The 22,276-nt window shown below is 46.5% G+C and carries 18 protein-coding genes and 1 pseudogene; 12 read left to right on the plus strand and 7 right to left on the minus strand.

The genetic code is table 11. The features are described 5' to 3' along the window. Positions 1-22 precede the first annotated feature (22 nt). Positions 23-901 carry an IS982 family transposase gene (locus tag A3IE_RS0116225; RefSeq protein ID WP_020396680.1) on the minus strand — a complete coding sequence of 293 codons (879 nt, stop codon included), beginning with the start codon at positions 899-901 and terminating at the stop codon, positions 23-25. Between the two features lie 335 nt (positions 902-1,236). Here A3IE_RS0116225 and A3IE_RS0116235 point away from each other — a divergent pair. Both A3IE_RS0116235 and A3IE_RS0116240 read left to right on the plus strand, forming a co-directional pair. Next, positions 1,237-1,643 (plus strand): annotated as a pseudogene (locus A3IE_RS0116235) (GFA family protein). A 225-nt stretch (positions 1,644-1,868) separates the two neighbouring features. Continuing rightward, complete coding sequence (locus A3IE_RS0116240) at positions 1,869-2,396, plus strand: thioesterase family protein (RefSeq protein WP_020396683.1); 528 nt, start codon at positions 1,869-1,871, stop codon at positions 2,394-2,396. Here the strand turns inward: A3IE_RS0116240 and A3IE_RS0116245 are convergent. Both A3IE_RS0116245 and A3IE_RS21050 read right to left on the minus strand, forming a co-directional pair. Then, positions 2,393-3,310 carry a pseudouridine-5'-phosphate glycosidase gene (locus A3IE_RS0116245; protein WP_020396684.1) on the minus strand — a complete coding sequence of 306 codons (918 nt, stop codon included), beginning with the start codon at positions 3,308-3,310 and terminating at the stop codon, positions 2,393-2,395. The two genes, A3IE_RS0116240 and A3IE_RS0116245, sit on opposite strands and share 4 nt — an antisense overlap. After that, entirely contained in the window at positions 3,307-4,251 is a 945-nt protein-coding gene (locus A3IE_RS21050; protein ID WP_020396685.1) for a PfkB family carbohydrate kinase, read from the minus strand. Before A3IE_RS21050 ends, A3IE_RS0116245 begins: the two co-directional genes overlap by 4 nt. Before the next feature lie 227 nt (positions 4,252-4,478). Between A3IE_RS21050 and A3IE_RS0116255 the strand changes: the two genes are divergently transcribed. Genes A3IE_RS0116255 through A3IE_RS0116270 form a run of 4 tightly spaced genes read left to right on the plus strand, consistent with a single transcriptional unit; the run spans position 4,479 to position 7,610 of the window. Beyond that, complete coding sequence (locus A3IE_RS0116255) at positions 4,479-5,228, plus strand: (Fe-S)-binding protein (RefSeq protein WP_020396686.1); 750 nt, start codon at positions 4,479-4,481, stop codon at positions 5,226-5,228. Continuing rightward, entirely contained in the window at positions 5,221-6,642 is a 1,422-nt protein-coding gene (locus A3IE_RS0116260; protein ID WP_020396687.1) for a LutB/LldF family L-lactate oxidation iron-sulfur protein, read from the plus strand. The genes A3IE_RS0116255 and A3IE_RS0116260 overlap by 8 nt, the downstream gene beginning before the upstream one ends. Then, a complete protein-coding gene (locus A3IE_RS0116265) occupies positions 6,635-7,282 on the plus strand; it encodes a LutC/YkgG family protein (RefSeq protein ID WP_020396688.1) in 648 nt (215 codons plus the stop codon). The genes A3IE_RS0116260 and A3IE_RS0116265 overlap by 8 nt, the downstream gene beginning before the upstream one ends. A gap of 10 nt (positions 7,283-7,292) precedes the next feature. Next, positions 7,293-7,610: a hypothetical protein gene (locus tag A3IE_RS0116270; RefSeq protein WP_020396689.1), complete on the plus strand. Its 318-nt coding sequence runs from the start codon at positions 7,293-7,295 to the stop codon at positions 7,608-7,610. Here A3IE_RS0116270 and A3IE_RS0116275 read toward each other — a convergent pair. Next, positions 7,607-10,543 carry a DEAD/DEAH box helicase gene (locus A3IE_RS0116275; protein ID WP_211206846.1) on the minus strand — a complete coding sequence of 979 codons (2,937 nt, stop codon included), beginning with the start codon at positions 10,541-10,543 and terminating at the stop codon, positions 7,607-7,609. The two genes, A3IE_RS0116270 and A3IE_RS0116275, sit on opposite strands and share 4 nt — an antisense overlap. 420 nt (positions 10,544-10,963) lie before the next feature. On the opposite strand from A3IE_RS0116275, the gene A3IE_RS0116280 reads away from it, so the two are divergent. Together A3IE_RS0116280 and A3IE_RS0116285 are read left to right on the plus strand one after the other, a co-directional pair. Continuing rightward, the gene (locus A3IE_RS0116280) at positions 10,964-11,401 is read left to right on the plus strand and encodes a hypothetical protein (RefSeq protein WP_020396691.1); all 438 of its coding nucleotides are present in this window, start codon (positions 10,964-10,966) and stop codon (positions 11,399-11,401) included. A 71-nt stretch (positions 11,402-11,472) separates the two neighbouring features. Beyond that, positions 11,473-12,627 (plus strand): alpha-hydroxy acid oxidase, encoded by a 1,155-nt coding sequence (locus A3IE_RS0116285; RefSeq protein ID WP_020396692.1) that lies wholly within the window; start codon positions 11,473-11,475, stop codon positions 12,625-12,627. Here A3IE_RS0116285 and A3IE_RS0116290 read toward each other — a convergent pair. Then, positions 12,622-14,244 (minus strand): long-chain-fatty-acid--CoA ligase, encoded by a 1,623-nt coding sequence (locus A3IE_RS0116290; RefSeq protein ID WP_020396693.1) that lies wholly within the window; start codon positions 14,242-14,244, stop codon positions 12,622-12,624. The genes A3IE_RS0116285 and A3IE_RS0116290 overlap by 6 nt on opposite strands. Positions 14,245-14,275: 31 nt before the next feature. After that, positions 14,276-17,893, minus strand: a complete 3,618-nt coding sequence (locus A3IE_RS0116295) for a hydantoinase B/oxoprolinase family protein (RefSeq protein ID WP_020396694.1) — start codon at positions 17,891-17,893, stop codon at positions 14,276-14,278. Positions 17,894-18,018: 125 nt separating this feature from the next. Between A3IE_RS0116295 and A3IE_RS0116300 the strand changes: the two genes are divergently transcribed. The 4 genes from A3IE_RS0116300 (at position 18,019) to A3IE_RS0116315 (ending at position 21,464) form a co-directional block, all read left to right on the plus strand. Next, a complete protein-coding gene (locus tag A3IE_RS0116300) occupies positions 18,019-18,987 on the plus strand; it encodes a TRAP transporter substrate-binding protein (protein WP_020396695.1) in 969 nt (322 codons plus the stop codon). 66 nt (positions 18,988-19,053) lie between these two features. After that, positions 19,054-19,614: a TRAP transporter small permease gene (locus tag A3IE_RS0116305; protein WP_020396696.1), complete on the plus strand. Its 561-nt coding sequence runs from the start codon at positions 19,054-19,056 to the stop codon at positions 19,612-19,614. After that, positions 19,614-20,909: a TRAP transporter large permease gene (locus A3IE_RS0116310; protein WP_020396697.1), complete on the plus strand. Its 1,296-nt coding sequence runs from the start codon at positions 19,614-19,616 to the stop codon at positions 20,907-20,909. Before A3IE_RS0116305 ends, A3IE_RS0116310 begins: the two co-directional genes overlap by 1 nt. A gap of 12 nt (positions 20,910-20,921) precedes the next feature. Continuing rightward, positions 20,922-21,464, plus strand: a complete 543-nt coding sequence (locus A3IE_RS0116315) for a winged helix DNA-binding protein (RefSeq protein WP_020396698.1) — start codon at positions 20,922-20,924, stop codon at positions 21,462-21,464. A gap of 20 nt (positions 21,465-21,484) precedes the next feature. Here A3IE_RS0116315 and A3IE_RS22250 read toward each other — a convergent pair whose 3' ends face one another. Beyond that, complete coding sequence (locus tag A3IE_RS22250) at positions 21,485-22,264, minus strand: hypothetical protein (RefSeq protein WP_157832893.1); 780 nt, start codon at positions 22,262-22,264, stop codon at positions 21,485-21,487. Between the last annotated feature and the right edge of the window lie 12 nt (positions 22,265-22,276).

Genomic DNA, 22,276 nt, shown 5'->3' on the forward strand with positions numbered 1-22,276 from the left:
TAACGTGAGTTTTGCTTAAGAGTCACACACAAAGCATGTGAGCTTCAGTAGCCCATTGAAGGGAAGGCTTCTTAGGTTGCCAGGTATAGGCAATGAGCGCACAGAGCAGATTGACCCTAAAATTAGCCATACTGCGATGCCGCGTGTGTTCTAGCTGGGAAATATTTTTGAGCTGATCATTGACGGTTTTAATTAAGGCGCGTTTGCGCAGGAGAATTTTATCCTCTACGGGCATCAGTTGGTTTTTCATATTATGTTTCACACGAGTAATAAGCTGTAAGCCTTGTTCCATCAAGGTTTCAAAGAGCTTTTTAGACCAATAGCCTTTGTCGCCCAACAGCTTGCCAGTTAGCCCCTGAGTGAGTTTAGGAACCGGTTGGCGGTCATCAGTATTGGCGGGGGTCACTTGAAAGGCGAGTAGTTCCCCGCGATCATTAATGACTAAATGGAGTTTGAACCCATAGAACCACCCTGTGGAGGTTTTGCCACGTTTTGCCAGTTGTTTAAACACTTTATGGCTAGGAATACGGCGCGGGTGACACACCGCTAATGAGGTCGCATTGATGAAGCTAATGCCCGTTTGCTGTCCCCGTCGTCCCATCAAATACACACACAAAGGGATCAAAGTGGCGGGCATCCATTGAACAAAGCGACTATAGCTGACTAAGGCAGGAAAGGCGTCTACTAAGACCGAGCGATGCTTCAGGTAATAATGTTTGAAACACCGATAACTCGATTGATGAAAGTACACCAAAATCGTCATCACTTCGCTTAAGCAGAGTTGGCGTGGGCGTTGACGCTGCTGCTCACCGTGTGCTAGCCGCTGCTGGTTCCACTGGGGAACAAAGGTTTGGCAAAAATCATCAATGTCACAAAATAATTCGAGTAAACTTGTGGGCATGGCGTCTGCTCCGGGTCGATGGTGTGGAGTGATTGACACACAATTTACTTGATCAGACGCCTTTCCTTATGCAAAACTCACGTTTATTAGACAAAATCTCGGTATAACATATTATTCCAGACACCGCCTGGTCTGGGAAAACAAGACGTTATTTATTTGACGTTATCTATTTTTTTGGTGAGAGCCTTCATAGGTGCTCTCTACATTTAAAAATTACACTTAGTAAACTCAATAACTTGTATTATTTTTCAGTCTCCATATACCTGTATAATCAATTACTTAAGCTAAATATCAACAAAGCCCAGCATGACAGACATCTTCAAAAGGAGACATCTATGGTTCAAGGTAGCTGTTTATGTGGTCAGATCACTTACGAGGTCGAGCTATTGCCAAATAAGGTGTTTAATTGCCACTGCTCTTATTGCCGCAAAGCACATGATGCCGATTATGTAACAGTAGCACTAAAGGCGATACCTTAAAAATCACTCAAAGCGCAGAACATTTGAAAGCGTTTCAAAATGAAATCGGTGGTTCTCGTGCTTTCTGCTCGAATTGTGGCACACGCCTGATGAATTATGGGGCTGATAAATCGATGTATCTGGCTATTGTAGCTGCCACACTCGATACACCACTTGAATTTAAACCCAAAGCCCATGTGAATGTGGAATCCAAAGCAGCATGGCATGAGCCTTATGCGGGAATTCCAAGTTTTCAGGCGTTGCCGAATAATTTATTGGATTAAGCCTAAAGTACAAGCTGCTATTTGCATCACTCTCAAGGTAAACATATGGTTTTGCTTTACGGCTTCGCCAAAAATTAGGTATTAAAGTGTTGAGGCAATTAATGCGCTCGCCCAGCCGCTGAACCGTCTGTGTCTTTGTCGAAGATTCCTTAAAAAAGTATTGATGCTGACGAACCATGTCAAGTACGCTTCTTAGGGCATTTATCACGTTAGGAGGCTCAAGCCATGTTCCCGTTTTTCCGTTTATGGCTCGCCATCCAAAAGGCTAAACGTGCCCCCGCTTTGAAGATTGATGACACCAGTATTGTGCCGATGCGTGTAGGTTTAAGTGACTGTGATATTTTTCTGGAAATGAATAATGGGCGGCATTTAACGTTATTTGATATTGGGCGCTTTGTCTTTGCGGTACGTACTGGCTTGTGGCAGCAAGTGAAACAACATCAATGGGGCTTTGTAGTCGCGGGCAGTAGTGTACGCTATCGCAAACGTCTTAAACCGTTTCGGCGTTATGAACAGCATACGCGTGTACTGGGACATGATGAGAAATGGTTTTACTTTTTACAAACCCATCAAGTCGGCGAGGTTTGGCATTCCGCAGCACTGATTCGCGCTGCGGTGGTCGAGAAAGGCAAAATCATCCCTACTCAGACTATTTTAAATGTTATGCAACAACCCGATTGGCAACCCGAATTACCCGACTGGGTAAAAGCATGGATTGCTGCCGAAGCGTTGCGCCCTTGGCCTAATGCTTAGTGTGCTAAATTAGAATAGGCCTTAGCAATAGCGCTGGCAAGTCGTGCATTATTCAATACCAATTGAATATTCGAAGCCAAACTATCACCGCCAGTGAGCTCACAGACCCGTGCTAATAAGAACGGGGTTGCTTGCTTGCCGCTAATGTTTTGCTCGGCGGCCTCAGCTAGGGCTTGTTCAATTGCACCATCAATCGCAGCACTGGGCATAGCATATTGCTCAGGGATAGGGTTAGCGATCACCATACCACCTTTTAAATCCATGGCCCATTTGGCGTACATGAGCTTTGCAATACTGCTAGCATCATTGATGCGATAATCCACTTTAAACTGACTACCGCGCGTGAAAAATGCGGGTAATTGATCAGTTTGATAGCCAATCACCGGCACCCCATGCGTTTCTAGGTATTCGAGTGTAAGCCCCAAATCCAGAATCGACTTTGCACCTGCACAGACCACTGCTACCGGTGTTTGTGCTAATTCTTGCAAGTCTGCCGACACATCAAACGAAGTCTCCGCGCCACGATGCACACCGCCAATACCACCGGTGGCAAAGACACGAATCCCCGCCATCGCCGCAATAATCATAGTAGAAGCCACGGTAGTAGCGCCCGTCTGGCCTTGAGAAACTATAAAGGGTAAATCACGCCGACTGACTTTCGTGATGCTGTGCCCACCTTTGCCCAATTGCTCGATTTCGTCCCGACTCAAACCCGCTTTAAGCCTGCCATTAATCACCGCGATGGTGGCAGGCACGGCACCATGCTTGTGTACTTCTTGTTCAACCTGAAGCGCGGTTTCGACGTTTTGCGGATAGGGCATTCCGTGGGAAATTATCGTGGATTCCAGTGCCACGACGGGCTGATGAGAAGCCAAGGCAGTAGCCACTTCGGGATGAATATCCAAGTATTTCATAACAATCCTAATGAATTATTCGCATCGTGAACGCTTAGCAACTGCATGACAGCAGCCGGCGATAAATTCGGACAATTCGCTTGCGCCACACCAAGAGTCAAGGCGGCACAGCCTTGGGCAAAGCGCGCCGCTTGGCATAACGAATAGCCACTTAAATAACCATAAACCAGCCCAGACATTAGAGCATCGCCTGCACCGGAAGTGTTACAGACCGCAACCGATAAAGGTTTTAGCCAAACTTGCGCTTGTCGATCAGCACAATACAGCCCTCGCTCCCCCAAGCTCAACACAATATTAGTTACCCCTTGATCCAAAAACCAACTAGCCACAGCGGGCGCTGCCGCATCATGGTCTAGGGACATGCCTGACAGATACTCTGCTTCTAAACGATTGGGTTTGAGCGTGTGAATGTTAGCTAAGTGAGCACGAATTTTGGACGCTTTCTGCACTGAGACCGTGTCAATAAAAACCGGAATCTGCCCTGCTTGCTCGAATAAAGCAGTTAAGCAAGCTTGCGAGAGATTGGTATCGGCAATGATTAAGGCGGCTTGCTTCAGTAAGGCCTGTTTTTCACGAAGGTAAGCCGCAGTCAGATGCTCTAGCACCGCCATATCATTAACAGCAATACTCAAATCACCCTGAGCATCATTAATCGATACATACATCCCCGTACGTGTGCCTGCAACGCGCAGCACCTCATCGACCTTAACTCCTGCCCGTTCCGTATGCTGCAATAAAGCGAGGCCACTTGTATCTTCACCCACCGCACTCAACAGGTGGCAGTCTAAATGAAGACGAGCAAGATTTTCGGCAATATTGCGGGCAACGCCGCCAAAGCTCGTGCTGATCGTGCCAGTCATAGAATCCAGTGCCAACACCGCGCTGTTCGGTTGAGCATTAATATCCAGATTCGCACCACCTATAGCAACTACATAGCTCAAAGCACAGCTCACTTAGTGAAACACAAGGTTCTATTAAAAAAGTTAGCTAAAACCGTTCAAGAAGGGATAATTCTCAGGCGTTTGCGCAAAACACGATACATGATAGGATTCTTCCATTCAAGCAGCTAACAGATCCAAGCGTAAACCTAAAGCCACTTTAGCTAACATCGGCAGCGCCTTACGACCTTGGCCAGATGCCTAATACTACCGCCTAGGAAGCTCAACGCATGAAGCCTGAATCCATTTATTTCTTCGGCACTTGCCTGATTGACTTGATTTATCCCAAAGCAGGTGTTTCTGCAGTGCAACTCTTGCAGCGTGAAGGCGTGAAAGTCATCTATCCGCAAGCGCAAACCTGTTGTGGTCAGCCCGCGTGGAACTCTGGCTATCGTAATGAGGCGCGCAAAGTGGCACGGGCGCAAATCCAATTATTCCCCAAAAATATCCCAATCGTTATTCCCTCGGGTTCTTGCGCGGGCATGATGAAAACCCACTACCCCGAACTCTTCAAAGGTGAACCGGACGAAGCCGACGCTTTGAAAGTGGCTAATCGCGTGTATGAACTGACTGAATTTTTGGTTGATGTTCTAAAGGTGCAATTACAAGACTTAGGGCAAGCAGTGGAAGTCGCGGTACACACCTCTTGCTCAGCACGGCGTGAAATGGGTGTCGCGGATAAGATTGAACAATTACTGGGGCAACTCTCCAATGTGGACGTGAAAGAACAAGCCTATAAAGCTGAATGCTGCGGATTTGGTGGAACGTTTGCGGTGAAACAACCGGAAATTTCAGCAGCGATGGTGACGGATAAAACCCAGCACATTCGAGCCACAGGAGCGGCACAATTAGTGAGCCAAGACTGTGGTTGTTTAATGAATATTAGTGGTGCATTTGCTTATCAGGCTGAGCACGAAGGCAAATCCGCCCCCAAAGCCCAACATATCGCCGAATTTTTATGGGAGCGTACTCATGGCTAAACCCACTGAATTTCGCGTGGATGTTGAGAAAGCGCTTGGTAAAACCGAGATACGCGCTCATTTCCGCAAGGCAATGGATACGCTGATGATTAATCGGCGCAATCAGTTTCCCGATGATGCCGCTTTACAGGCGCTACGCACCCAAGCGCAAGCAATTCGTGCCAATGCTTTGAGCAAATTGCCGGAATTATTGCAGCAGCTCGAAACCAATTTAATTAAAAATGGCGTGCAGGTACATTGGGCAGAAACCACCGATGAAGCCAATCAAATCGTGCTTGGGATTATGCAAAAGCACAATGCGAAATCGATTATTAAAGGCAAGTCGATGGTATCGGAGGAAATGGGCTTAAACCATTTTCTGGAAGAACGCGGCATTGAAGCACTTGAATCGGATTTGGGCGAATTCATCATTCAATTGGACGGTGAAACCCCGTCGCATATCATCATGCCCGCGATTCATAAGAGCAAAGAACAGATTTCGGCGCTATTTCACGAGAAATTTCCCGATATTCCCTACACCGATAATGTCGATGAATTGACCGCCTCAGCACGGCGGATTTTGCGCGATAAATTTTATGCGGCTCCGGTGGGTTTGTCGGGCGTGAATTTTGCGGTCGCAGAAACGGGTACGCTGTGTCTGGTGGAAAATGAAGGCAATGGGCGCATGTCCACTACCATTCCGCCGGTGCATATTGCCGTGACGGGCATTGAAAAAGTGGTGGAAAAGCTCAGTGATATTCCATCGCTTTTAAGCATTTTACCGCGCTCAGCCACAGGCCAACCAATTACCACTTATTTCAATATGATCTCAGGACCACGCAAGCCTGACGAAAAAGATGGCCCAACCGAAGTGCATTTGGTACTGCTAGATAATGGTCGCTCGCGCATCTATTCCGACCCTGAACTGCTGGCGACCTTGCGTTGCATTCGTTGCGGCGCGTGCATTAATCATTGTCCGGTCTACGTGCGCATAGGGGGGCATAGTTATGGCACGGTCTATCCCGGGCCGATTGGCACGATTTTAGAGCCGCAAAAATCCGGTTTAAGCGTGCATGGCGAATTGATTCAAGCCTCCTCTTTATGTGGTGCCTGCGGCGAAGTGTGTCCGGTACGTATTCCTATCCCCAATATTATCAATCGCTTGCGATATGACAGCGTGCGCAAAGACACTGAAAACACACCCACCCAAGAAGCAGGCACGCGGCGCAAATCTTTAGAAGCCGCCACTTGGAAAGCATGGTCATGGGCTGCGAGTACACCAAGCGTGTATAACTTTGGCAGCAAAACCGCGACCCAATTGCGCGGCTTAGTCCCGAATAATTTAGGCGCATGGACGAGCGTGCGCAGCGCCCCCAAACTCGCCGAGCAAACCCTGCACCAACAACTTAAAACCTTAGGAGTCGACCATGAGTAAGGCACGCGCTAATATTTTACAGCGCCTCACGGCGGTCGAACGTCCCGTGGTCGATCTGAGTGCACGCGAATCCTTGAGTAGGTTTGATTGGGATAAGGCCGAACGCATTCGTCGCTTTACCGAACGCATGCAAGCGGTGCGCGCTGAAGTACATCAAGCGGATCGTGCAAACTGGCTCGATACAGTCGCCACAATTTGCCAACAAAAAGGTTTAAATAATCTGCTCTTATCCCCGACGACCGAATGGGGACAGGCAATTACCCAAAACGCCGAGCGCTTTCCGACCCTCAAATATTACGAACGCAGCATTGAAGACTGGAAGCAAGAAATGTTTTATGAAGTCGATGCGGGTTTAACTTCGACTTTGGGTGGCATTGCGGAAACAGGAACGCTAATCCTTTGGTCTAGCCCCGATGAGCCGCGCACTTTGTCACTCGTGCCACCGATTCATATTGCGATTTTAGAAACCGATAAGCTTTACTCCACCTTTGCCGAAGCGGTACAGGAGCAAGGCTGGCTAGAACAAGGTTTACCGACGAATGCGCTCTTGATTTCGGGGCCTTCGCGCTCGGCAGATATTGCGCAAGTGTTGGCGTATGGGGTGCATGGGCCTAAGGAGTTGGTGGTGGTTTTGGTGTAAGGAGCAGACTATGGAAGAAAAAAAGCTAAATATTTTACTTAAACAGCAACTTGATCAACTACTAACAACACTTAGCTTTATTCCCGCAGCTAAGCAAACGGGCAATGCAGCCTATTACTTAGAGCGCCTAGCTAGTTATGTTAGTCACTTAGGCGCTGATGAACCTATGGTGGCGAGCATTTGGATGCAAGAAGATTTGGAGTGGGTAGCTGAGCAACGCATGGAGCGTGATGTAGCACGCCAGGTTTTTGCTCAGATTGATCGTAATCACGATGCTATTGTTGGCATTAATTGGGACGTATTAAGTTACGCCTTAGATCAAGATTAACGCTCGCCCAACACGCTAAACTCCCTAAATAGCTTTAGCGGCAAAGGTGTTTGTAAGCGGCTGCGAATATTCATGGGTTTTTCGCCGGTGATTTCCTCTAAAGTTACAGCGCCACAAGCACGATAGCCACTGGCTTTGTTGCGGCGTACAAATAATTGGAATGTCCAACCATTTTCTGGGCTTTCCAAATAGCGCCGCCCCGTTTTCGTATTAACGCCTGCACTATTCTGTGTTTGCCAATGAAATAATTCACGGCTAATCGCGTAGTCATGATAAGCAATGCTGGCGTGATAACCGCTCGACTTATCCAAGGTGACAAAGTGTAATTCGGTTTTACGCTCAGGCAATGCTAATACACCCGCTTGAAAAGGTGGGCGCTTCTCAGCCGTTAGCCAACCCACTGCTGTTAAAACTTCTCGAATCCCATAAGCAGCATGTAGACATAAAGGCAAATCCTCCAAGCCTGCAATACTTTGAGCAGGCAACATACTCCGCGCTTGCAGTAATTCGACTAACTCAAGCAACTCAGTGCAACTTTCTGGATTATCTTGTAGACGTTTTAAAAACTCTATCGCACTGCCTATTCGAGTTTGTTGCCCATCGACTTGATAAGAAAACATTTGGAGGCGCAAAGTTTCTTGTGCAGCGCTCGCTTGGTAATGTCCTTTTGCCAATGCCACACGCTGCAATAAAGCTAATTGCACAGGATCATCTATATGCAATAAATACCTAAAGTTTTGACTGAAATAAGTTTCTTCGCTGGTTTCTTCCGTGGTTAACAGACCTGCATCACGCTTCAAACAAAGCCAGCCACTCGGCTTGTTATCACGATAGACCTCCTCTAACTCAATGACCTGCTCGTGTAAAAAGGTGGCTAGGCTCACTGTTTGTCGGCTGTGCAATACACTAAAAGCCTGCAACTCACGAATCAGATAGCGCCAACTTTGCTGAGTAAGCGACCGCAAACTATGAAGAATTTGTTCGCGCGCATGTCTATGCAAGTGAATGTAACAACCTGCTGGCAAACTTGCGAAGCCCTTTTCCACCGACTGCTCTAATTCGCGCCGTGTCTGTCCAGTTAAGCTACCAAGCAATTTGTCGAAGCGAAACTCTTTGCGATGTTGTCCGACAAAATCTAAAACTAGACAGGTGTCTTTAGTAGGCGCGATTCGCAAACCACGACCAATTTGTTGTTGAAATACGACGGGACTTTGCGTAGGTCTTAATAGCAGCAAGGTATCAACAGCCGGCAAATCAACGCCTTCATTATATAAATCCACCGTTACTAGGGCACATAGCTCACCATTGGCTAAGCGCTGTGGCGCAAGGCTGCGTTGCTCTGCTGTAGTGCTACTGACAATACATGCAGCCGGCAACCCCGCTGCATTGAAGCTAGCGGTCATAAATTCTGCGTGTGCAATCGATACACAAAACACCAACGCTTTACCGGCGCGAGGATTAGCCGTTAAGCGCTTCCACTCATTGATCACTACGTGTGCCCGCATAGCATTGCCGGTGACTAGATTATCAATTGCTTTACGCTCACCCGCTTGCTGCCAAGGTACTTGCGAAAAGTCGGTCGCATCATCACAGGCAAAGTATTCAAATGGTGTGAGCAGTTGCAAATCGAGAGCTTGCCATAAGCGCAGTTCAACAGCGGGGCTACCATCAGGACGATTATCAAAATAGCTTAAAATCGGCTGCCCATCACTGCGCTCAGGTGTGGCTGTAAGACCTAACAAAATAGCGGGCTGAATGCTTTTCACAAACTGATCAAAACGCGCCGCAGCCAAATGATGGCATTCATCAATCACCACTGTGTGCCAATAATCCGCACCTTGCTGCTCAACTAGCCTTCGACTCGCTAAGCTATCAATCGTCGCAAATAAATGCTCCAACGAATCAGGCTCATAACCACCTACTAATAAACTCCCAAAGCTTGCATCACGCAAAACTTCACGATAGGTACGTAACGCTTGCTTTAAAATTTCCTCACGATGTGCCACGAATAATAAGCGTGGTTTACCGCCTTGCTGGTGACAAATCAAACGATAGTCAAAGGCAGCCACAACGGTTTTACCCGTACCGGTTGCGGCAACTAGCAAGTTTTTACAGCGTCCTTGCGAGCGCTCATGCTGTAATTGCTCTAGCATTTCTTGCTGATAAGGTTTGGGTTGAATATCGAAAAAGGTAAGATTAGCAATGAGTGCTTGAGAACCTGACTCACGCTGTAAGGCTGTTGTTAAAGCTTGTCTATGCTCATTATTCTCAGGGTTATAAGTTTGAAATTCGCCATCTTCCCACAAGGTTTCGAAATGAGCTTGGGCACGGGTAAACAACTCAGGTTGCCCATGCTCAGTAAATTTAGTGGTCCACTCCAAACCACCTAATAAAGCTGCCCCTGATAAATTCGCACTACCCACATAAGCACTGCCAAAGCCCGTTTTACGTTTAAAAATCCAAGCTTTCGCATGTAAACGTGTACGTCGCCCATCTAAAGAGACTTTCACACTACAATGGGGTAAGCGTGCTAACTCATCGAGCGCTTGCTGATCCGTGGCGCCGGTGTAAGTGGTTGTTAAGATGCGTAGGTGCGTGCGGCTCTCACCTTGTGCATTGTTGGCAGTAATAGCTTGTAAAATATCAAACAGACGCCGCACACCTGAGACGGTAATAAAGCTGACTAAAATATCGACATGATCACAAGTAGTAAGTTCCACACGTAACTCTTGTAATAAAGCCGGTGCATCCTTACCGGCCGTAAATAACCATGGCTGAGACAAACCTAGTTCTGGTGCTATATAAGCTAAGTGCTTACTTTGAATAGCTCTTAAAATTTGCGGCCGGTCACTCAATACATCTATTATATTTTTATTTTTTTCTGAGGCTTGGCGCAGCGAAATTAAAAGCTGATTAACCATATTTAATTGCATTAGCAGCTTCTCATCATCGCTGCCTCCAAGCTCCTGCAACAGCAAGGCAAGTTGCTTTTTAACCAACTCTGCTAGACGATGATGGCTGTCAACCAAACTCAAATCCTGAGTTATAATGTGTCTATGGTTTTCCTGTTTAATTAAAAGCTGATAATTTTCTGTCAGCAGTAAATCGTATAACCCATCGTTAAAGATTTTTTCATTGAGCATAGCCATCTCAGTAAAATAGGAATGATATTAGGCTTTGTACAGTTAGGTTAAAATTTTATCAATAGCCATACCCGAAAGGATCGATCACAGCTCTTTTTATTCACTCAAACTCGATTTGCGATAAGCTAAAAAGTCGGTAGGATAAGGCTTGATGGCTCATTAGCATTAATAAAGTAGTTTTATGATCAGCCCACCAGGAGTGTCAAATCCATGTTCAACAAAACACTATTTTCTAAGCGTATGCTGTGGTCTAGCGTCCTGATCATTAGTCCGCTGTTTGTAAGTGGTTGCTACACCTACCGTCAAGAACTCACACCACCCACTAAATCCGTGCCACAAGTCAAAGATCAAGTCAGTGGGAAAATGACTGAAGCCGTAACACCCGACCAGCGCGCACAGGCATTGACGGATTCGATGAAAACTAAGTTAAATCTAACCCCTGCCCAAACCACCGAAATTGGCAAAATTAACCAAGATTATGCTGCACGTATCGCCAAACTCATGGCCTCGGATCAATCTACGATGGATAAAAAAGCAGAATTTAAACGCCTGACAATTATTAAGCGCGCTGATATAAAAAAATTACTAAATACTGATCAACAGCAACTATTTGATAAGCATAAAAATGAATGGGTAGATACTTATTAAAAGTTTACGCTAGCTTATTAGCTTTTATAAGGACACGTCATAGTACATCATCATCTTGCTGAGAATCTGGGATGTCCATTCAGAATTGCCACAATTTCCGCGATTTTCGCCGCCTTGCAAAGCGTCGGTTACCTGCTCCCTTATTTCATTATATCGACGGCGCTGCGGATGATGAATGGACAGCCCAGCACAATGTACAAGCTTTTGAGCAAGTCTGTTTAATTCCTAACGCCTTAGCGGATTTATCATCATTAACTATTTCCACGAAACTATTGGGTCGTGAACTAAGTATGCCCTTATTTTGCTCGCCTACTGGCATGACACGCATGTTTCACCCTGAAGGTGAATATGCCGTAGCACGTGCTGCTGAAAAAGCGGGAACGCTGTATAGCCTCTCAACACTCTCTTCGGTGAGTATTGAAAACATTGGCAAATTAACTAATACGCCGAAAATGTTCCAAATTTATATTCATAAAGATCGTGGTTTAACACAGGAATTTATTGAACGCTGCAAGCTTGCTCATTTTGATGCACTGTGTTTAACCGTCGATACCTTAGTCGCGGGTAATCGTGAGCGTGACCGGCGCACTGGCTTAATGATGCCACCTCATTTAACGCTAAAAAGCTTATTGAGTTTTGCGCTGCACCCGCAATGGGCTTGGCATTATTTACGCGGCGAAAAGTTTGAATTAGCCAATGTAGTGGATCGCATCAAAACGGGTAGCGACCAATCTGATCTCATTTCCGTCATGGATTATGTGAATAGTCAATTTGATCGCTCGGTAGTTTGGCAAGACGCAGAACATATCATTCAGCAATGGGGAAAGCCCTTCGCTATTAAAGGCATTATGTCGGTGGAAGACGCAAAACGCGCCGTGTCCATTGGTGCATCCGCGATTATGATTTCCAATCATGGCGGGCGACAACTTGATGGATGCGTTGCGCCTTTTGATATGTTGCCCCGTATTGCAGATGCCGTGGGGGGACAAGTTGAAATTATCATTGATGGTGGTGTGCGACGTGGTTCGCATGTATTGAAGGCGTTAGCCTTGGGAGCTAACGCCTGTTCTATAGGACGCGCCTATTTATTTCCGCTCGCGGCTGGCGGCCAAGCGGGCGTTGAACGCGCCCTCACCTTATTGCGCCATGAAATCGAACGTGACATGATTCTCATGGGTTGCGCCAGCTTGAGCGATTTAACGCCTGACAAGCTATTACGCTTATGAATCACTTAACAGATAATTGCCATATTCCTCACGCAGCTTGTTCTTCATCAATTTGCCGGTCGCATTGAGTGGCAAACTATCAACAAAAATAACCCGATCCGGAATTTGCCACTTCGCAATCTTGCCCTCGTAAAAACTCAGAATACTCGCCTCGGAAACCTCACGCCCTTCGCGCTTGACGACAATCAATAAAGGTCGCTCATCCCATTTTGGATGCTTGGCTGCAATCGCGGCAGCCCCCAAAACATCTGGATGCGCCACAGCGATATTTTCTAATTCCACCGTGCTAATCCATTCGCCGCCAGACTTAATAATATCTTTGGAGCGATCGCGAATGGTCATATAACCATCTGGATCAATCGTAGCCACATCACCCGTTGCAAACCAACCATCCTCTAAAGCGGTGTTCTCTTTTTTGAAGTAAGTATCAACGACCCAGTAACCACGCGCTTGCAAATTGCCTTGCGCCTTACCATCGTCGGGCAATACTTTGTTTTCATCATCTACAATGCGTAATTCGACACCAAAGGGAGGACGACCTTGATGATTCCGAATCGCCCACTGCTGCTCGAGCGGCAATGCATCATGCTTTTTCAGTAGATTGTTGACAGAGCCAATTGGACTTAGCTCCGTCATTCCCCAAGCATGGATAATTTCGACGCCATATCTATCGCGGAAAGTCGCAATCATCGAGGGGGGACAAGCCGCGCCACCAATAATGGTACGTTTTAAGCTGGTTTTAGTAGAGCCTGATTTTTCTAAGGCCTGTAGTAAACCTTGCCAAATCGTTGGTACGCCGAGCGCTAAGCTAACTTGTTCTTGATCGATCAACTTCCGTAAGCTTTCACCATCCAAACCAGGCCCCGGCAAAACTAAACTGGCACCCACCATGGCTGCCCCATAAGGGACACCCCAAGCATTGACATGAAACATTGGCACAACCGGCATAATTTTATCGCGTGCCGACAAACACATACTATCCGGCATTGCAATCGCATACGAGTGCAATAAGGTAGAACGATGCGAATACAAGACACCTTTCGGGTCACCGGTTGTTCCCGAGGTATAACAAAGACTGGAGGCCGTCTCTTCATCAAATTCCGGCCACTCATAATCCGCATTGCCTTGCGCAATGACATCCTCATAGAACTTTAATTCGGGGAACTGCGCACTCGCCTCGGCATCTGGCGGACTTAATAAAACATAATGTTCAACCGTTTTGAGCTGATCTTTTAAGGCTAACACTAAGGGTAAAAAGGTTTTATCAAAAAACAGAATTTTGTCTTGCGCATGATTGATGATATAGCTGAGTTGCGCAGGAAAAAGACGTGGATTAATGGTGTGGCAGATATTCCCACCACCCGAGACACCGAAATAAATCTCTAAATGGCGGTGATTATTCCATGCCAGCGTTCCACAACAGGTGCTATTTTGAAGCCCTAAGCCCTCTAAAGCACTCGCTAATTGGCGCGCCCGCTTTGCAACGTCTGCCCACGTTTTATAAACCATGCCACCGCTAGTTTCCACCGAAGCAATGGTGGTTGTGCCATGGTATTTGTCAGCGTGCTTAATCAAGTTGCTAATCAGCAAAGCTTGTTTTTGCATTTGTCCAAACATTCGTATCCTCCTTACGATGGTTGTATGATTATCAGCTCATCATAGCACATCCACCGCCGCCGGGTGTTTCCATCACAAACACATCACCCACTTGTACTTCGATCTGATCATTACCTTTCAACGCTACCCAAGTCCCATCAGCTTTTAATACTGCATTCCGTCCCGACAAACCTGCTGTACCACCCAACAGACCACGCGCTTGTTTAATCCGATTTGAACTTAATACGGTCACGGTCATAGGTTCTAGAAAGCGTAAATGGCGAATGAGGCCATTGCCGCCTTTGAATTGCCCTTCCCCACCCGAATCAGGCCGAATGGCGAATTGCTCAATACGCACCGGAAAACGATTTTCCAACACTTCAGGATCAGTGAGGCGGGTATTCGTCATATGGGTATGAACGGCACTCGCTCCCTCAAAACCTATCCCTGCTCCCGCACCACCACATAAGGTTTCGTAGTTCTGGTAATGTGCATTGCCATATACAAAATTATTCATGGTGCCTTGTGAACCCGCTAACACCCCCAAAGCCCCATATAACGCTTCGGCGATGGCTTGACTCACTTCCGTATTCCCTGCGATGACTGCCGCCGGATACTGAGGATTAATCATCGAGGCTTCGGGAACGATGATATTAAGCGGTTTCATGCAGCCTTCATTCAGTGGAATGGCTGCCCCGACCAAGGTACGAAACACATATAAGACTACCGAGCGACACACCGCCAACGGTGCATTATAGTTGCCACTGTCCTGCGCTGAAGTTCCTGTAAAATCAATGTCAACCGTTTGCGCGCTGTGATTAATCCGAATCGAGACTTGAATACGTGCCCCATTATCCAGTTCATGGACAAAGCTTGAGTCTTTCAGCACACCCAATACGCGGCGCACACTAGCCTCGGCATTATCCTGCACATGCTGCATATAAGCCTGAACGACTTCCAAGCCAAACTGTTGCACCATTCGGTGAACCTCACGCACACCGGTCGCATTGGCCGCAATTTGGGCGGACAAATCAGCGATATTTTGATCGATATTACGACAGGGATAAGGGCCTGATGCGAGTAAGGATCGGGTCGCCTGCTCACAAAATACGCCTCGATCAACTAGCTTAAAGCTATCAATCACAATCCCTTCTTCTTCAATATGGGTGCTATCAGGTGGTGTAGACCCTGGAGTTTTTCCACCAATATCGGCATGATGCCCCCGCGAAGCCACCATGAAAATCAGATCACTCCCATTGTCAGCAAATACTGGCGTAATCACCGTCACATCTGGCAAGTGCGTCCCCCCGTTATAGGGATTATTCATCATGAACACATCACCGGCGCGCATAGTACCATGGTTAAGCTGCAAAATACTGCGCACACTTTCGCTCATAGAACCTAAATGTACAGGTACGTGCGGCGCATTCGCGACCAATCCACCATTCGGATCAAAAATGGCACACGAAAAGTCCAAGCGCTCCTTGATATTGACCGAATGTGCGGTATTCGCGAGTGTTGCCCCCATTTGCTCGGCAATAGACATGAAGAGATTATTGAAAACCTCCAACATAACTGGATCTACCGTAGTACCCAAAGCGTGCTGTTGTGGCCTTGCTTGGTGACGTCTTAGGATCAAATTTCCAGCTTCATCGCGTTGTGCCTGCCAACCGGCCTCAATAATAGTCGTGCCAGTGGTTTCACTAATAATGGCAGGCCCTTTAATACACTCCCCACTTTTCATCCCTTCACGTTTAATTAAGGGGGCAGTATGCCAAGCCCCTTGACTAAACATTGAAACATCTGTTTTAAAAGGGGTTTGTTCTTGCAATTGCAGTTTGGCATCTGTTCCCGTAGAGCCAATTGCTTCTGACGATAATAATTCAATAATTAATTTGCCCGACTTAGGAATAAAGCCAAAACGGGCTTGATGGATATTTTCAAAATTACGCTGCATTTGGTCAGCACTGGCGATATCTACCGGCAGAGCCTGATCACTGCCGTCATAACGTAAATGAGCACGCTGCACCAAACGGATATTGTCTTTAGGAATCCCTTGTTGTAACACCTCATGACGAGTGACCTGACCCAACTGTGCCAACATGAGTTCTGCGGCACTGATCTGACTTAAATCCTGCCCAAACTGAACTTCACGCAAGGCACGAATATCCGCTAAACCCATGCCAAACGCCGATAACACACCCGCAAAAGGATGAATAAAAATTTGCTCCATACCCAAGGTATCCGCCACTGCACAGGCATGTTGACCGCCAGCACCACCAAAACAATTTAGCGTATAGGTCGTTACATCATGTCCGCGCTGCACGGAGATTTTCTTAATGGCATTCGCCATATTTTCAACCGCAATCCGCAAAAACCCTTCAGCTAGCTGCTCTGGACTCAGCTCTGGTGTTTGCGTAGTCGCAGCAATGTCAGCCGCCAATGCTGTGAATTGTTGGCGCACTAACTCACGATCCAAAGGCTGTTTACCATCCGCACCAAATACTGCCGGAAAATACTCTGCTTGCAGTTTACCCAACAGGACATTGCAATCGGTTACCGTCAAAGGCCCACCACGACGATAACAGGCAGGGCCTGGATTGGCACCTGCACTCTCAGGGCCAACTTGTAAGCGCCCATCCGCAAAACGCAAAATAGAACCGCCACCGGCCGCGACCGTATGAATATCCATCATAGGAACACGCATACGCACGCCCGCAACCTCCGTCTCAAACGAGCGCTCATACTCACCGGCATAATGACAGACATCCGTCGATGTGCCGCCCATGTCAAAACCAATAATATGTTCAATACCCACGGCGCTCGCCGTTCTTACCATTCCAACGACGCCACCTGCAGGCCCTGACACTATCGCATCCTTGCCTTGAAACAGTGCTGCATCAGTAAGACCACCATTGGATTGCATAAACATTAGGGCATCACAACTCTCTTTGCCCAAGGCTGTACTCACTTGTTCAACATAGCGGCGTAAAATCGGCGAAAGATAAGCATCCACTACGGTGGTATCCCCACGCGCGACGCATTTAATCAAAGGACTCACTTGATGACTGCTAGATATCTGACTGAAACCCAATTGTTGGGCTAGTTCAGCCACTTTTCGCTCATGAGCCGGATAACGATAAGCATGCAAAAATACTATCGCCACTGCCCTAATACCGGCTTGGTAAGCCTCTTGAAGCGCTACTTTCGCAGCGTGTTCATCCAAAGGAATCAGTTCTACGCCTTGGGCTGAAAAGCGCTCTGGAATTTCGGCGACCCGCTCATACAATAATTCGGGCAAAACAATATTCAACGCAAAGATATCAGGACGGTTTTGATAGCCAATACGTAGTAAATCACCAAAACCTTGGGTTATAAGCAATAAAATTCGCTCACCTTTACGCTCCAATAGCGCATTCGTCGCGACTGTCGTTCCCATTTTCACAGCTTTAATACTTTGTGCGGGAATCTCTTCATCGGAGTTCAGCCCCATTAAATCGCGAATGCCTTGGATGGCAGCATCTTGATAACGTTCAGGATTTTCAGAAAGGAGCTTATGGGTTCGCAATTCTCCCGTCGGACTCAACGCTACGATGTCAGTAAAGGTACCACCACGATCAATCCAAAATTGCCATTGTGCTAAGTGGTTGGGGATGAGTTGGGGGGACATAAACTTACTCCTCTAGTAGCATTTATATAAAACGCTATAGAAACGTTGACAAAATGTCAACGTAATACTAGGATAATTCTTAATGGCTTTTTAACTGAAGTTTTACAAACTGGAGGAGAAGACTTATGCGTCATTCAAGTTTATTGGCAGCATTTGCCGGTGTTGTGCTGAGTATCAGCCTCAGTGTCCATGCAGAAACTTGGAATATGCCAACACCCTACCCCGACACGAATTTCCATACCATCAACATTAATGATTTTGCCAAAGAGATTGCGGCAAAAACTAATAATCAACTCGACATTAAAGTGCATTCCGCTGGATCACTGTTTAAACATCCCGAAATCAGTAAAGCCGTGCGTAGCGGCCAAGTACCGATTGGTGAATTTTTTATGTCGCTTGCGAATAATGAAATGCCCGTATTTGGCTTGGATGCCTTGCCCTTTTTGGCCACCAACTATGATGAAGCGAAAAAACTCTGGGATGCGCAAAAGCCTGTCGCTGAAGCGTTATTGGATCAACAAGGCATGATGCTACTGTATTCAGTCGCTTGGCCCCCACAAGGTTTATATACCAAAAAAGAAATTAAAACCGTCGATGATTTAAAAGGCCTAAAATTCCGCTCTTATAATGCCACTTTAGAAAAGTTCGCTAGTGCTGTCGGTGCAGCACCCACTCAGGTAGAAGCCCCTGATATTGCCCAAGCTTTTAGCACTGGCCGTGTCGAGGCGATGATTACCTCACCATCTACCGGAGTAGACTCCAAAGCTTGGGATTTTTTAGATTATTACACTGATATTCAAGCATGGATTCCAAAAAATATTGTAGTCGTCAATAAATCCGCTTTTCGTAAATTAGATAAAGCGACGCAAGAGGCCATCTTAGCCGCTGCCGCTAGCGCCGAGCAACGTGGCTGGGAATTAAGCAAAGCAGAAAACACTAAGCAAGTTCAAGTCTTAAAAGACAATGGTATTAAGGTGATAAGCCCTAGCCCCGAATTAATGAGCAGTTTAAAAGCTGTCGGTGCAACGATGCTGGAAGACTGGAAAAAAACGACCGGCACGGATGGCGAAAAAATTCTCAAGGCTTATCAATAATAGAGTTGCCACTATCATGAACTTAGATTCTCTCTTTGGAGAGAATTTTATAGGGAGTTTAAGCCGATGCGTGCATTTTTAGATCGCTTATATCGTCTTAGTGGTGGTCTAGCGGCCTTGTTTATTGTAGCAATCACGCTCTTAGTCTTTGCCCAAGTTTTATTAAATCTAGTCGACCGTCTCGCAAAACTATTCACGGGTACGGCCTTAGGCTTAACGATTCCATCTTACTCCGACTTCACTGGCTTTTTCTTAGCAGCGGCCTCTTTTTTGGCTCTCGCGTATACCCTTCAAGCAGGCGAGCACATCCGCATTAACCTAATTACCAGCCGCTTACCTGCTCGTTTACAAACATTGTTTGAAATCAGTAGTGTGGCTATCGCCCTTGCGCTGACCCTGTATATGAGCGGTTATATGTTTTTAATGGTCAAAGAGGCTTGGCAATACCACGATATGTCCTCTGGTGTAATCGCCATGCCTTTGTGGATTCCACAATCTAGCTTGGTCTTAGGCTTAGCCGTACTAGCTTTAGCTTTATTCGATAATCTGGTTTTACTGATCCAAGGAAAACCTGCACGTTATACACGCACTGACAATGATCCTTTAGCACAACGGGGTGGCGAATAATGAATGAACTTTATTTAACGCTACTCTTATTAGTGGTTTTATTAGCTTTCTTAAGTTCAGGCTTATGGGTAGCCTTTTCACTCTTAGCTGTCGGCTGGGTCGCGATGGCCTTATTCACCGATGCGCCAGTCGGTCAAATTCTAGCCACAACTTTATGGGGGAGCAGCAACTCTTGGGCCTTAGCCTCCCTGCCCTTATTTATTTGGATGGGTGAAATCCTATTTCGCTCTAAAATGTCAGAAGATTTATTCACCGGCTTATCGCCTTGGCTCAATAAACTTCCAGGGCGCTTACTGCACGTGAATATTCTAGGTTGTGGCCTATTTGCTGCGGTATCAGGCTCTTCAGCCGCAACTGCAATGACCGTCGGCAAACTCACCATTCCTGAGCTAGCCAAACGTAATTACCCTGAACAAATGGCCATTGGCACTTTGGCAGGCTCAGCTACCCTAGGTCTATTAATTCCACCTTCGATTATTTTAATTGTGTATGGCGTGGCCACCGAACAGTCGATTGCACGCTTGTTTATTGCAGGCGTACTACCGGGAATTCTATTACTCACGCTAATGGCAGGATTCGTGATCATTTGGTCTTTATTTCATGCCCAGCAAATACCCGCTGAAACCGAACAGTATAACTTTACTGAGAAATTGAAACGTTCGCAGCGCTTAATTCCGGTGTTTTTATTAATTATCGGTGTAATTGGCTCAATCTATGCGGGTATAGCCTCCCCCACCGACTCAGCGGCGGTTGGCGTAGTCCTTGCTTTAGTGATTGCTTGGTCTTCGGGATCGCTCAGCAAAGAACATTTTATCGCTGGCTTAATGGGCGCTACTAAGACCTCCTGCATGATTGCGTTTATCCTTGTCGGCTCAGCCTTTCTAACCATGTCGATGGGTTTCACTGGCATCCCCAAACTCATAGCCGAATGGATTGGCACCTTGCAGCTTTCCACTTATACCCTGCTCACAGCACTCGCTTTATTTTTCATTATCCTAGGTTGCTTTCTAGATGGCATTTCGGTGGTAGTACTCACCACCTCGGTCCTCATGCCTGTTGTCACGCAAGCAGGCATCGATATACTGTGGTTTGGGATATTTCTCGTAATCTTAGTCGAAATGGCACAGATCACCCCACCGGTCGGCTTTAATCTATTTGTACTACAAGCCCTGACTGGACGTAATATCTGGATCATCACCAAAGCAGCCTTACCCTTCTTTATGGTGATGCTCTTAGCCTTGCTACTGATCGTTATTTTCCCCAGTATTGTGACTTTCTTACCTAATCAAATGTAGCTCAACTCAACTATGGCAAAAAAAACCATCTCCCATCAGGCGGCTAGCTTACCGCAATTACCCATTGTCTCCTCCGCTCACTTGGCACAAGAAAAATGCTGGCAACTCAGTGAAATGGAATACGCTATGACTATGGTTTACAACGCTTTCAGCCGTTGGATGGTGCATTGTATCGCCTCGCTGGGCTACAAAGATTTTAATCCACTAGATGTACTGGTACTCCACAATGTCAATCATCGTACCCGTGAAAAACGCCTAGCTGATATCGTCTTCACCCTTAATATTGACGATAACCACACGGTGAATTATTCCTTAAAGAAACTCATGAAAAATGAGCTGGTAGAAAGCCGCAAAGTGGGCAAAGAAATGTTTTATCAGACCACCCCAAAAGGTCAGGACGTTTGTGAAAAATACCGCGAAGTGCGCAACGCCTGTTTAATTGATGCAGCTGGAGCGACAGATCAGAACTTTAATGAAATTAGTCACTGTGCTTTAATTTTGAGAAGTTTATCCGGTCTTTATGACCAAGCCTCCAGAGCAGCGTCGTCACTCTAAAGGCTATTTACCCGCTAGCCTCAGCCATTACGTCCTGAGGCTAGAAAGTCTTGATATTCTTTTAAACGCTCCCAATTACCTTTTGCTGCTAATTCAGCTTGATAAGGCCATGATTTAGGATCATACATTTTAAATTTTGAACCGGCCTTTTCTAAAATCTCTTTTAAAGCATCCCGATCCATGGTCGCAAGCTTCGCATAACTTTTAATGCCAGCTGCATTTAATAAAGATTCTACCGTTGCACCAATCCCTTCAAGTTTTTTTAGGTCATCAACACGATGCTCATCATCCCAATCTAAATCATCTGAAGTCAAAAAGGGTTTGCTTGTTTCAACGCTTAAAGGGGCAGGCTTGGCTAAATTCGCGGCTACCGATGGCATAATGGCTGGCGCTGGCATAGGGGGTGGCGGTGGTGCAAAACTTTTAGCTGGCGAGGGAATCCTAGTCGTGGCATCCATACTCACGACAGGCCGATCATCCACCCCTAATTCAGCAAGACGTGCCTCAAATGAACTGCGGGCGGGTGCCGGTGTAACAGCAGGTTGTTCGGCTTCAATACGACGACGAATAATAGTACTTGGATCAGGCTGATCCGCCCCTTTTAAAAGAGGCTGGCGCTGCGGAAAATCTAAAGGACGAAAACTCGGCTCTAAATCCTCATAAACTAATTTTTCTTCATAACGGCAACATAAACCTATTTTCTTTGATAGAAAACAAGCTAATGCTCCCAACAGAAATGCGCCGAGCATTAATAAAAAAATCTGCAAACTAGCTGTGCCAAATGTGTACGCTTCCTCCACCATCAACTCCTT

The organism is Thiolinea disciformis DSM 14473 (assembly GCF_000371925.1).
GTDB classification, from domain to species: domain Bacteria; phylum Pseudomonadota; class Gammaproteobacteria; order Thiotrichales; family Thiotrichaceae; genus Thiolinea; species Thiolinea disciformis.

Bases quoted from the DNA above. Each gene is read 5' to 3' on its own strand.
- A3IE_RS0116225 (WP_020396680.1), bottom strand. From the start codon at position 901: ATGCCCACAAGTTTACTCGAATTATTTTGTGACATTGATGATTTTTGC.
- A3IE_RS0116240 (WP_020396683.1), top strand. From the start codon at position 1,869: ATGTTCCCGTTTTTCCGTTTATGGCTCGCCATCCAAAAGGCTAAACGT.
- A3IE_RS0116245 (WP_020396684.1), bottom strand. From the start codon at position 3,310: ATGAAATACTTGGATATTCATCCCGAAGTGGCTACTGCCTTGGCTTCT.
- A3IE_RS0116255 (WP_020396686.1), top strand. From the start codon at position 4,479: ATGAAGCCTGAATCCATTTATTTCTTCGGCACTTGCCTGATTGACTTG.
- A3IE_RS0116260 (WP_020396687.1), top strand. From the start codon at position 5,221: ATGGCTAAACCCACTGAATTTCGCGTGGATGTTGAGAAAGCGCTTGGT.
- A3IE_RS0116265 (WP_020396688.1), top strand. From the start codon at position 6,635: ATGAGTAAGGCACGCGCTAATATTTTACAGCGCCTCACGGCGGTCGAA.
- A3IE_RS0116270 (WP_020396689.1), top strand. From the start codon at position 7,293: ATGGAAGAAAAAAAGCTAAATATTTTACTTAAACAGCAACTTGATCAA.
- A3IE_RS0116275 (WP_211206846.1), bottom strand. From the start codon at position 10,543: ATGCAATTAAATATGGTTAATCAGCTTTTAATTTCGCTGCGCCAAGCC.
- A3IE_RS0116280 (WP_020396691.1), top strand. From the start codon at position 10,964: ATGTTCAACAAAACACTATTTTCTAAGCGTATGCTGTGGTCTAGCGTC.
- A3IE_RS0116285 (WP_020396692.1), top strand. From the start codon at position 11,473: ATGTCCATTCAGAATTGCCACAATTTCCGCGATTTTCGCCGCCTTGCA.
- A3IE_RS0116290 (WP_020396693.1), bottom strand. From the start codon at position 14,244: ATGTTTGGACAAATGCAAAAACAAGCTTTGCTGATTAGCAACTTGATT.
- A3IE_RS0116295 (WP_020396694.1), bottom strand. From the start codon at position 17,893: ATGTCCCCCCAACTCATCCCCAACCACTTAGCACAATGGCAATTTTGG.
- A3IE_RS0116300 (WP_020396695.1), top strand. From the start codon at position 18,019: ATGCGTCATTCAAGTTTATTGGCAGCATTTGCCGGTGTTGTGCTGAGT.
- A3IE_RS0116305 (WP_020396696.1), top strand. From the start codon at position 19,054: ATGCGTGCATTTTTAGATCGCTTATATCGTCTTAGTGGTGGTCTAGCG.
- A3IE_RS0116310 (WP_020396697.1), top strand. From the start codon at position 19,614: ATGAATGAACTTTATTTAACGCTACTCTTATTAGTGGTTTTATTAGCT.
- A3IE_RS0116315 (WP_020396698.1), top strand. From the start codon at position 20,922: ATGGCAAAAAAAACCATCTCCCATCAGGCGGCTAGCTTACCGCAATTA.